Origin of the sequence: Siccirubricoccus sp. G192, from assembly GCF_019084075.1 — a bacterium.
GTDB lineage: Bacteria > Pseudomonadota > Alphaproteobacteria > Acetobacterales > Acetobacteraceae > G192.
The window spans coordinates 4,755,400-4,766,014 of the sequence record NZ_JAHREN010000001.1 but is presented as its reverse complement, the minus strand read 5'-3'; the positions used below and the strand labels follow the sequence as shown (position 1 = coordinate 4,766,014).

Sequence of the window (10,615 nt, the reverse complement as noted above, 5' to 3'; positions counted from 1 at the left end):
CCACTTCGGGCCCCGCAGCGGAAGGGGCAGGGGCTCGCGGGTGCCGCGGCCCTGCAAGCGAAGAGCCAAGGCGGATTGGCGTTCAGGCATGAACCCGATCCGCCCTAGGGTGTTGCGATGCCGATCCGCTCACGCCTCCTGCCCCTGCTCCTGCTCGCCGCTTGCGCCGGGCCGGACTTGCCCTTCGCGACCGCCAGGGCGCCGAACTCGGTGCAGCAGATGGCGATTCCAGGGCCGGAGGGCGTGACCCTGCACGCCCTGCTCGCCCTGCCGGAGGGGCCGGCAAAAGGCGCGGTGGTGGTCGCGCTGCATGGCTGCAGCGGCCTCGCCCCGCCGAACCGGCGCCTGCGCCTGCCGCTGCGGGAGGCCGATTGGGCTGCCCGCCTCACCGAAGCCGGGCATCCCGTGGTCTTCCCCGACAGTTTCGGCAGCCGTGGCCTGGGGAGCGCTTGCGGGGTGCGGGGCTTCCCGGTCTCGCCCGAGAGGGTGCGGCGGGAGGATGCCCGCGCCACCGCCGCCTGGGCCGTGGCGCAGCCCTGGGCGCTGCCCGGCGGGGTGGTGCTGCTCGGCTGGTCGCATGGCGGCTCCGCCACCCTGGCCGCGGTGGCCGCACCGCTGCCGCCCGGCCAAATCCGCGCCGCCATCGCCTTCTATCCGGGCTGCGGCACCTTGTCGCGGGCCGGCGGCTGGGTGCCGGCGGTGCCCGTCCTGCAACTGCTCGGCGCCGCGGATGACTGGACCCCGCCCGGCCTGTGCCAGGGCCTGGCCGCCGGCCATGCCGGGCAGGTCGAGACCGTGCTCTACAGCGGCGCGGCGCATGGCTTCGACCATCCCGGCCGGCCCGTGCGCAGCCATGCCCTGCCGGATGGCCGCATGGTGACGATGGGCAGCGACCCGGCGGGGCGGGCGGACGCGCTGCGGCGCGTGGCGGGCTTCCTCGGGGCGCATGGCGGGGTTGCGCCCTGACGGGCCGGGTTCCCAGGGGCCCGCTCTTCGCCTCGCATCGGGGAAGTGCTAGTCAGCCCGCATGACCTCCGCCGGATTCCCCATCGCCATTGGCGGCGACCATGCCGGGTTGCCGCTGAAACAGGCCCTGCAGCAGGCGCTCGCCGCCGCCGGCCACGCATTGCTGGATTTCGGCACGAATGAGGCCGCCAGCGTGGATTACCCGGATTTCGCACACCAGGTCTGCCTGGCCGTGCAGGAGGGCCGGGCGCACTTCGGCGTGCTGGTCTGCGGCAGCGGCATCGGCATGGCGATCGCCGCCAACCGCCACCCCGGCATCCGCGCCGCGGTGCTGCATGACAGCACGGAGGCGCGGCTGACACGGGCGCATAACGATGCGAATGTCGCCGCCTTCGGTGCCCGGCTGATCGGGGCCGAGGTGGCGCAGGACGCCCTGAATACCTTCCTCGCCACCGCCTATGAGGGCGGCAGGCATGACCGGCGGCTGGCGAAACTTGCCCCGCCCCCCAAGGCCGGGGAGTAGCACCCATGAACGAGACCACCGCCTATCGCAGCCCCGCCCGCTTCTTCAGCGCCGGCCTGGCCGAGAGCGACCCCGAGATCGCCGCCGCCATCGGCCAGGAATTGGTGCGCCAGCAGGACGGCATCGAACTGATCGCCAGCGAGAACATCGTCTCCCGCGCCGTGCTGGAGGCCCAGGGATCCGTCCTCACCAACAAATACGCGGAAGGCTATCCCGGCCGCCGCTACTATGGCGGCTGCGAATTCGTGGATATCGCCGAGACCCTGGCGATCGAGCGGGCCTGCAAGCTCTTCGGTTGCGGTTTCGCCAATGTGCAGCCGCATTCCGGCGCCCAGGCCAACCAGGCGGTGTTCCTGGCGCTGCTCCAGCCCGGCGACGCCTTCATGGGGCTTGACCTCGCGGCCGGCGGGCACCTGACCCATGGCTCGCCCGCCAACCTCTCCGGCAAGTGGTTCCGGCCGGTGCCCTATACGGTGCGGCGCGAGGACCAGTTGATCGACATGGAGGAGGTCGCCCGCATCGCGCGGGAGAGCCGGCCGAAGCTCATCATCGCCGGCGGCTCGGCCTATGCGCGGCACTGGGATTTCGCCCGGTTCCGAGCCATCGCCGATGAGGTGGGCGCGATCTTCATGGTGGACATGGCGCATTTCGCGGGCTTGGTGGCCGGGGGGGCGCATCCCTCGCCCTTCCCGCATGCGCATGTCGCCACCACCACCACCCACAAGACGCTGCGCGGCCCGCGGGGGGGGATGATCCTCACCAATGACGAGGCGCTGGCGAAGAAATTCAACAGTGCCGTCTTCCCTGGCCTCCAGGGCGGCCCGCTGATGCATGTGATCGCCGCCAAGGCGGTGGCCTTCGGCGAGGCGCTGCGGCCGGAATCCCGCGCCTATGCCCGGGCGGTGGTGGGCAATGCCCGGGCGCTGGCCGAGGAGCTGCGCGGCCAGGGCCTGGACCTCGTCACCGGCGGCACCGACAACCACCTGCTGCTGGTGGATCTCCGGCCGAAGCGCCTCACCGGCAAGGCGGCGGAGGGCGCGCTGAACCGGGCGCATCTCACCTGCAACAAGAACGCCATCCCCTTCGACCCGGAGAAGCCGATGGTGACCTCCGGCGTCCGCCTCGGCACCCCCGCCGGCACCACCCGCGGCTTCGGCGAGGCCGAGTTCCGCGAGATCGGCCGGCTGATCGGCCAGGTGCTGGACGGGCTGGCGGCGGCCAATGCGCCGGAAGGCAATACCGCGGTCGAGGCCGCGGTGAAGGCGCGGGTGCAGGCGCTCTGCCAGGGCTTCCCGATCTACCGGGACTAGGAAGGAGGGCGTTTCGCCCCCGGGGGGGAGGAAGACACGGATGCGCTGCCCCTATTGCGGCGGTGAGGACACGCAGGTGAAGGACAGCCGCCCCGCCGAGGACGGGGTGGCGATCCGCCGCCGCCGCTCCTGCCCGGCCTGCGGCGCCCGCTTCACCACCTTCGAGCGGGTGCAGCTGCGCGAGCTGACCGTGCTCAAGACCGATGGCCGCCGGGTGCCCTTCGACCGCGAGAAGCTCGCCCGTTCCATCCGCGTGGCGCTGCGCAAGCGCCCGGTGGACGAGGACCGGATCGAGCGCATCGTCAACGGCATCCAGCGCCGGCTGGAGACCGAGGTGGAATTCGAGGTCACGTCCCGCCAGATCGGCGAGATCGTCATGGAAACCCTGAAGGAGGTGGACCAGGTGGCCTATGTCCGCTTCGCCAGCGTCTACCGCAATTTCCGCGAGGCCCGCGATTTCCGCGCCTTCCTCGGCGAGATGGACGCGGATTAGCACCGGCCCCGATCAGCTTCCGCCTTGGGACTCCCATGCTCGACCACGTCTCCATCACCGTCTCCGACCTCGCGCGCGCCGCGCCCTTCTGGGATGCGGTGATGGCCGCGCTCGGCATCGGCTGCGTGGTGCGGCGGGAGGGCCAGCTCGGCTACGGCACGCGCAACCGGCCCGGGGATGACGGGCACGGCTACCTCTCCGTCCATGCCAGCACCGGCCCCGCCGTGGTGGCGGACAACCGGCACTGGTGCTTCCGCGCGCCGGACCGCGCGGCGGTCGAGGCCTTCCATGCCGCCGGGCTGGCGGCCGGCGGGCGCTGCGACGGGCCGCCCGGCCTGCGGGTTGGCTATCACCCAGCCTATTACGCCGCCTTCCTGCTGGACCCGGGTGGCAACCGGGTGGAGGCCGTCTGCCACCGCCCGCCAGGCCCCGCATGAATTCCAGCAACCGCGGCCGGTGCGGCTTTCCCCCGGCCGGGCCGCACCCCAGCTAGCGCCCATGTCTTCCGCCGAGGATCAGGCCCATATGCGCGCGGCGCTGGGGCTGGCACGACGGGGCCTGGGCAATACCTGGCCCAACCCGGCGGTCGGCTGCGTCATCGTCCGGGATGAGCAGGTGGTGGGCCGCGGCTGGACCCAGCCCGGCGGCCGCCCGCATGCCGAGACCGAGGCGCTGGCCCGGGCCGGCGCCGCGGCCCGCGGCGCCACCGCCTATGTCACGCTGGAGCCCTGCTCCCATTGGGGCCGCACGCCGCCCTGCTGCGATGCGCTGGTCCGCGCCGGCATCGCCCGGGTGGTGGTGGCCACCGGCGACCCGGACCCGCGCGTCGATGGCCGCGGCTTGCAGCGGCTGCGCGATGCCGGGGTGGTGGTGGAGACCGGCCTGATGGGAGAGGCGGCGCGGGCGGTCAATGCCGGCTTCGCCCGCCGCATCACCCTGGGCCTGCCGCTGGTGACGCTGAAACTCGCCACCAGCCTTGATGGGCGGATCGCCACGGCGGCAGGCGAGAGCCGCTGGATCACCGGGGCCGAGGCGCGGCGGGCGGCGCATGGGCTGCGCGCCCGGCACGACGCCATCCTGGTCGGCAGCGGCACGGTCCTGGCCGATGACCCGGACCTCACCTGCCGCATCCCCGGCATGGCCCGGGTGCCGCTGGCCCGCGTGGTGGCCGATAGCCGGCTGCGGACGCCGCTCGATGCCCGGCTGGTGGCGACGGCGCGGGAGGTGCCCACCTGGATCGCCACGCGCACCGGCCAGAAGCCGGCCGCGCTCGCCCCCTACCAGGCGGCGGGGGTGGAGATCCTGACGGTGAAGCGGGGCAAGGTGGGGCTCGACCTGCCCATGCTGCTCGGCGCCCTGGCCCAGCGGGGCGTCACGCGGGTGCTGGCGGAGGGCGGCGCCGGCATCGCCGCCGGGCTGCTGCGGGCGGGGCTGGTGGACCGGATCGCCTGGTTCCACGCCCCCGGCGTGATGGGCGGGGACGGGCTGTCGGCGGTGCAGCCCTTGCCGCTGGCATCGCTTTCCGCCATGCCCAGGTTTGTGCGGGTTGCCAGCCAGCCGCTCGGGCCGGACTGGCTGACCGAATTCAGACGCGCGGAGGGCGAAGACCCATGTTCACCGGGATCGTGACCGACCTCGGCACGGTGCGGGAAGTGCAGCCGATCGGCGGCGGCAACGACATGCGCCTCATCATCGGCACCTCGCCCGCCTTCCTGGCGAGGCCCGAGCCGGCGGTGATCGGCGCCTCCATCGCCTGTTCCGGCTGCTGCCTGACCGCGGTGGAGCTGGGCGGCGACTGGTTCGCGGTGGATGCCTCGGCCGAGACGCTGTCGAAGACTACCCTCGGCCGGCTCAGGCCGGGCAGCCGCATCAACCTGGAACGCTCGCTGCGCATGGGCGACGAGCTCGGCGGGCATCTCGTCTCCGGCCATGTGGACGGGGTGGCGGAGGCGCTTTCGGCCGAGCCGGAGAACGGCTCGGTGCGCTGGCGCTTCCGGCTGCCGCCGGGGCTTGCGCGCTTCGTCGCCGCCAAGGGCTCCATCGCGATCGACGGCTGCTCGCTGACGGTGAACGAGGTGGGCGAGCCCGGCGCGCTTGACGAAGCGGTCTTCGGGGTCAACATCATTCCCCATACCGCCGCCGTGACCACCTTCGGCACCTTGCAGCCGGGCGGGGCGGTGAATATCGAGATCGACATGCTGGCGCGCTATGTCGCGCGGCTGGCGGCATCCGGGGGCGCCGCGCCACCGGAGGCCCCGACGCACAGGGACAGGACTCCATGACAGCCGGCACCGTGGCCCAGGGCGGCGAGCAGATTTCGCCGCAGCGCGTCAATTTCGCCGATTTCCTCTCGCCCTCCGAGGAGCTGATCGAGGAGGCGCAGCGCGGCCGCATGTTCGTGCTGGTGGATGACGAGGACCGGGAGAATGAGGGCGACCTCGTCATCCCCGCGCAATCCGCGACGCCGGACGCCATCAACTTCATGGCCAAGCACGCCCGCGGCCTGATCTGCCTGGCGATGACCCGGCACCGGGTGGAGCAGCTCGGCCTGCCGCTGATGGCCGCCTCCAACGGCACCCGCCACGCCACCGCCTTCACCGTCAGCATCGAGGCCAAGGACGGCGTCACCACCGGCATCTCCGCCGCCGACCGTGCCCATACCATCGCGGTGGCGGTGAACCCGGAACTCGGGCGGGATCATATCGTCACCCCCGGCCATGTCTTCCCGCTGATGGCGCGGGATGGCGGCACCCTGGTCCGCGCCGGGCATACCGAAGCGGCGGTGGATTTCGCCCGGCTCGCCGGGCTGAACCCGGCCGGCGTCATCTGCGAGATCATGAACGATGACGGCACCATGGCCCGGATGCCGGACCTGGTGGCCTTCGCGCAGCGGCACGGCCTCAAGCTCGGCACCATCGCCGACCTGATCGCGCACCGGCGGCGGACCGAGCGCCTGGTGCGGCGGGTGCAGGAGGGCCAGATCGAGCATGCGGTCGGCGGTGAGTGGCGGCTGGTGGTCTATACCAACACCCTGGAATATGCCGAGCACCTGGCGCTGGTGAAGGGCGACGTGACCCAGCCTGGCCCGGTGCATGTGCGGATGCATGCCGCCAACCTGCTGCACGACATCGTCGCCGGCATCGGCACCCGCGACCTGCACGACGCCATGCGCATGATCGCCGAGGCCGGGCGCGGCGTGGTGGTGGTGATCCGCGACTGGCGCCCCACCAACATGAGCGAGCAGGTGCGGCGCGGCCGCGACCGCCGCGTGGCGCCGCCGGAAATCCGCGACTATGGCATCGGCGCGCAGATCCTCGCCGATCTCGGGGTGCGCGACCTGGTGCGGCTTTCCAACAACCCGCGCCCGATCATCGGGCTGGAAGGCTATGGGCTGCGCGTGTCCGAAACCCGGCCCCTCATCCGCAAGGGCGAAGCATGAGCACCATCGATGCGCCGGAACGCGCCGCCAGCCCCATCGCCGGGCCGCCGCCGCGCCTGCTGGTGATCCAGGCCCCCCTATTACGAGAAGGTGGTGGGCGGCATGCGCGAGGGCGCCGAGGCGGTCTTCGCCACGGCCGGCGCCACCGTGGAGGTGGTGGATGTGGCAGGCGCCTTCGAAATGCCGGCGGCGCTGCGGATGGCGCTGGCGCAGGCCGGCACCCCCTATGACGGCTTCCTCATCCTGGGCTGCGTGGTGCGGGGCGATACCGACCATTACGACCATATCTGCCGCGAGACCTGCCGCGGCGTGATGGACATCGCGGTGGAGACCGGCGCCGCCATCGGCTTTGGCCTGCTGACCGTGCACAGCCTCACCCAGGCGCTGGAACGCGCCGCGCCCGGCCGCATGAACAAGGGGGCCGAGGCGGCGCATGCGCTGCTCGGCCAGGTGGCGCTGCGCCGCCGCTGGGGCCTCGGATGAGCGGCGCCCGGAAGCCGGCCGGCAAGCCGAAGGGCAAGCCGGACCGGGTGCGCGGCCGGCCGCGCACCGGCGCCCGCGTCGCCGCCATGCAGGCGCTCTACCAGAGCGAGCAGACCGGCGAGGCGGCGGAGGCGGTGATCGACCAGTTCGTCCGCCACCGGCTCGGCAACCTGCCGGGGCCGCGCGGCGAGATCGGCGGCTTCGAGGAAGGCCGCGTGCCGGAGGCCGATGTGCCGCTCTTTGCCGCCATCGTCCGCAAGGCCGCCCAGAACGGCGAGACGGTGGACGGGCTGGTGGCCGGGCATCTCGACCCGGACTGGCCGCTGATGCGGCTCGATCCCGTGCTGCGCGCCCTGCTGCGCGCCGCCTGCGCCGAGCTCTGGGGCGGCACCGAGCCGCCGGCCCGGGTGGTCATCAACGAGTATCTCGATATCGCGCATGGCTTCTTCAGCGGCGACGAGCCGCGCTTCGCCAATGGCGTGCTGGACGCCATGGCCCGCAGCCTGCGGGCCGCGGAATCCGCCGATGCGCCGCGCCGCCCCGGCGGCTGAGCCGGTGCCCATGGCGCATCCGCCTTGCCCGTGGCTGCGGGGCTGGCATGTCGCTCCCCGGTGAATTCGCCCTGATCGCCCGGCATTTCCGTAGCCTCGCCGGCCCCGGCGCGCTCGACCTGCTGGATGACGCGGCGCTGCTGGATGTGCCGCCCGGCCGGCAATTGGTGCTGACGGCGGATGCCATGGTCGCCGGCGTGCATTTCCTGCCCGACGACCCGCCGGAGACCATCGGCCGCAAGCTCCTGCGGGTGAACCTCTCGGATCTCGCCGCCATGGGCGCGGCGCCGCTCGGCTACCTGATGACCGTGGCCTTGCCGCAGGGGACCGCCGATGGCTGGGTCGCCGGCTTCGCCGCCGGGCTGGCAGCGGACCAGGTGGCGTTCGGGCTTTCGGTGCTGGGCGGCGACACGGTCTCGACGCCGGGGCCGGTCACGCTGTCGCTCACCATGCTCGGCACGGTGGCGCCGGGGGCGGCGCTGCGGCGAGCCGGAGCGCGGCCGGGCGATGCGGTCTGGGTTTCCGGCACAATCGGCGATGGCGCGCTGGGGCTCCGGGTGCTGCAAGGGCGGCTGGCGGCGGATGCGGCGGGGCATCTGGCCCAACGCTACCGGCTGCCGGAGCCGCGCCTGGCGCTTGGCCAAGCGCTGGCCGGGCTGGCGCTGGCGGCCATGGATGTCTCGGACGGGCTGGCCCAGGACCTCGGCCATCTCTGCCGGGCGGGCGGCTGCGGCGCGGTGGTGGAAGCGGCGGCCGTGCCGCTCTCGCCCGCCGCCCGCGCCGCGGTCATGGCGGACCCCGCCCTTCTGCCGCTGGTGCTGACCGGCGGCGACGACTACGAACTGCTCTTCGCCGCCGCCCCCGACCAGGAGGCGGCGGTGCTGGCCCGGGCTGCTTCCGCCGGCGTGGCGGTGACGCGGATCGGGTCTTTCGTCGCGGGGCCTGCAGAGGTCGCGCTGCGGGGTGAGGGGGGGCGACCCCTGGCCCTGCCCAGGGGAGGGTGGAGCCATTTCTAGCACGTCGCGGGACCGGGCCATGAAGCGGCAGGTCTGGCTGCTGTTCTTCTGCCAGGCGCTGATGCACTCCACCATTGTCGGCCAGGCGGTGATGGGGGCGCTGATCGGCCATTCCCTCGCCGAGGACAAGGCGCTCTCCACCCTGCCGATCGCCATCCAGATGACGGCGACCATGGCGGCCTCCATCCCGGCCGGACTGGTCTTCAGCCGCCTCGGCCGCCGCCCCGGCTTCATCTTCGGGGCGCTTTTCGCCCTGGCGGGCTCGCTGACCTTCGCCGCCGGGGTGTGGCAGGGGGATTTCGTGCTCTATTGCCTGGGCGCGGTGCCGGCGGGGCTCGGCTTCGGCATCGGCCAGCATTACCGCTTCGCCGCCGCCGAGGTGGCGACGCCGGCCTATCGGGCGCGGGCGATCTCGCTGGTGATGACCGGCGGCGTGGTCTCGGCCGCCTTCGGACCGGAGATCGTGAAGCATACCGGCGCCGCCTTCCCGCCCTTCCTGTTCCTCGGCACCTATCTGGTGCTGGCGCTGCTGCCGCTGATCTGCATCCTGCTGCTGGCCTTCACCCGGCTGCCGCCGCCGCCCGCCCGCAGCGCCGGCGGCGCCCCGGTGCGGGAGATCATCTCCCGGCCGGCCTTCATCGCGGCGGCCGTGACCGCGGCCGTGGCCTTCGGCACCATGAACCTCGTCATGACCTCGACGCCGGTGGAGATGATGCTCTGCGGCTTCGGCGTCGGCGCCTCGGCCACCGTCATCCAGGCGCATGCGGTGGCGATGTATGCGCCGGGCTTCGTCACCGGGCGGCTGATCACCCGCTTCGGCACCAGGCGGATCATCGGGGTCGGCGCGCTGCTTTCGGCGCTTTGCGTGCTGGTCGGGCTGCAGGGCCAGAGCTTCGCGCATTTCGCCCTGGCCCTGGCGCTGCTGGGCGTGGGCTGGAATTTCATGTTCGTCGGCGCCACCACCCTGCTCGGCACGGCCTATGCGCCGGAGGAGCGGGTGCGGGCGCAGGCGGCCAATGACCTGATCGTCTTCGGCACCGTGGCCTGCACGGCCTTCCTCTCCGGGGCGGTGCATGCGCGGGGCGGCTGGGTGATGCTGAACCTGTCCATCCTGCCCGCCCTGGCAGTGGCGCTGGGCCTGCTGGCCTGGCAGCGCTGGCGGCGGCAGGTGGCGGCGCGGGCGGTGGCCTGAACGGCCCGGTCGCCCGCAGGCGCAGCCGGGCCGATTCCCTAAAGGCTGAACCGGCGTTCGGAAGCTTGTGGCCTGGCGGCTCCGGGGCCTAGCGGATCTGGCCGATCGGTGGGCCGGCGGTGCCGGGGCCGATATTCGGCTGCGTCGCGCCGGCGCCCACCCGGCCGATATTGCCGAACAGCGCCTGCAACAGCGTGCGCTCCGTGCCGGGGGTCGGGGTCTCGCGCGAGACCATGGAGACGGGCTGGCCATCGGCCGCGGTCAGGACCCGCACCTTGTCCACCACGCCGCGCTCATCGAATTCGACCACCACGGTCTTCTGGTCTTCCACCAGGAGCTGCCGGGCGGGCCGCTGCCGGGTGCGGCTGCTGATATAGTACCACTGGTTGTCGTTGAAGGTGCTGGTCTGGGTCGGCGAGCCGAGCAGGGCCCGGATATCGGCCTTGGTCTGGACCCCGGGGGTGATCTCCCGCAGCTGGTCCTCCGTCACCCGGTTGCCTCGCTGGATCTCCGGCGCCTCGAACAGGCTGCAGCCGGAGAGCAGCAGCACCGCCGGCAGGGCCAGCAGGGCGCGGCGGACCAGGCCGCCCCAGGAGGCGGCCTGGGGCGCGGTGCGGGAAGCGGAGGCGGGCATTGCGTTGA

Annotated in this window: 13 protein-coding genes; 12 read left to right on the top strand and 1 reads right to left on the bottom strand. The window is 72.8% G+C overall.

Annotated features, from left to right (window positions below):
• The first annotated feature begins 117 nt into the window (after nucleotides 1-117).
• The 12 genes from KSF81_RS23060 (at nucleotide 118) to KSF81_RS23005 (ending at nucleotide 9,973) form a co-directional block, all read left to right on the top strand.
• On the top strand, nucleotides 118-966 hold the full coding sequence (locus KSF81_RS23060; RefSeq protein WP_217380948.1) for a dienelactone hydrolase family protein: 849 nt from the start codon (nucleotides 118-120) through the stop codon (nucleotides 964-966).
• A 61-nt stretch (nucleotides 967-1,027) separates the two neighbouring features.
• Nucleotides 1,028-1,489, top strand: coding sequence for a ribose 5-phosphate isomerase B (gene rpiB, locus KSF81_RS23055; protein WP_217380947.1), 462 nt, complete (start codon nucleotides 1,028-1,030; stop codon nucleotides 1,487-1,489).
• 5 nt (nucleotides 1,490-1,494) lie between these two features.
• A complete protein-coding gene (gene glyA / locus KSF81_RS23050; protein WP_217380946.1) occupies nucleotides 1,495-2,799 on the top strand; it encodes a serine hydroxymethyltransferase in 1,305 nt (434 codons plus the stop codon).
• Nucleotides 2,800-2,839: 40 nt separating this feature from the next.
• The gene (nrdR, locus tag KSF81_RS23045; RefSeq protein WP_217380945.1) at nucleotides 2,840-3,292 is read left to right on the top strand and encodes a transcriptional regulator NrdR; all 453 of its coding nucleotides are present in this window, start codon (nucleotides 2,840-2,842) and stop codon (nucleotides 3,290-3,292) included.
• Nucleotides 3,293-3,327: 35 nt separating this feature from the next.
• Nucleotides 3,328-3,729, top strand: coding sequence for a VOC family protein (locus tag KSF81_RS23040; RefSeq protein ID WP_217380944.1), 402 nt, complete (start codon nucleotides 3,328-3,330; stop codon nucleotides 3,727-3,729).
• An 88-nt stretch (nucleotides 3,730-3,817) separates the two neighbouring features.
• The gene (gene ribD, locus KSF81_RS23035) at nucleotides 3,818-4,921 is read left to right on the top strand and encodes a bifunctional diaminohydroxyphosphoribosylaminopyrimidine deaminase/5-amino-6-(5-phosphoribosylamino)uracil reductase RibD (RefSeq protein ID WP_254453706.1); all 1,104 of its coding nucleotides are present in this window, start codon (nucleotides 3,818-3,820) and stop codon (nucleotides 4,919-4,921) included.
• A complete protein-coding gene (locus KSF81_RS23030) occupies nucleotides 4,903-5,574 on the top strand; it encodes a riboflavin synthase (protein WP_217380942.1) in 672 nt (223 codons plus the stop codon). The genes ribD and KSF81_RS23030 overlap by 19 nt, the downstream gene beginning before the upstream one ends.
• Entirely contained in the window at nucleotides 5,571-6,731 is a 1,161-nt protein-coding gene (gene ribB, locus KSF81_RS23025; protein WP_217380941.1) for a 3,4-dihydroxy-2-butanone-4-phosphate synthase, read from the top strand. Before KSF81_RS23030 ends, ribB begins: the two co-directional genes overlap by 4 nt.
• 102 nt (nucleotides 6,732-6,833) lie before the next feature.
• Nucleotides 6,834-7,214: a 6,7-dimethyl-8-ribityllumazine synthase gene (ribH, locus tag KSF81_RS23020; protein ID WP_309139655.1), complete on the top strand. Its 381-nt coding sequence runs from the start codon at nucleotides 6,834-6,836 to the stop codon at nucleotides 7,212-7,214.
• Complete coding sequence (nusB, locus tag KSF81_RS23015) at nucleotides 7,211-7,765, top strand: transcription antitermination factor NusB (protein WP_217380940.1); 555 nt, start codon at nucleotides 7,211-7,213, stop codon at nucleotides 7,763-7,765. Before ribH ends, nusB begins: the two co-directional genes overlap by 4 nt.
• 47 nt (nucleotides 7,766-7,812) lie before the next feature.
• Entirely contained in the window at nucleotides 7,813-8,781 is a 969-nt protein-coding gene (thiL, locus tag KSF81_RS23010) for a thiamine-phosphate kinase (protein WP_217380939.1), read from the top strand.
• A 19-nt stretch (nucleotides 8,782-8,800) separates the two neighbouring features.
• Complete coding sequence (locus KSF81_RS23005) at nucleotides 8,801-9,973, top strand: MFS transporter (protein WP_217380938.1); 1,173 nt, start codon at nucleotides 8,801-8,803, stop codon at nucleotides 9,971-9,973.
• An 88-nt stretch (nucleotides 9,974-10,061) separates the two neighbouring features.
• Here KSF81_RS23005 and KSF81_RS23000 read toward each other — a convergent pair whose 3' ends face one another.
• Entirely contained in the window at nucleotides 10,062-10,607 is a 546-nt protein-coding gene (locus KSF81_RS23000) for an outer membrane protein assembly factor BamE (protein ID WP_217380937.1), read from the bottom strand.
• Nucleotides 10,608-10,615: the final 8 nt, after the last annotated feature.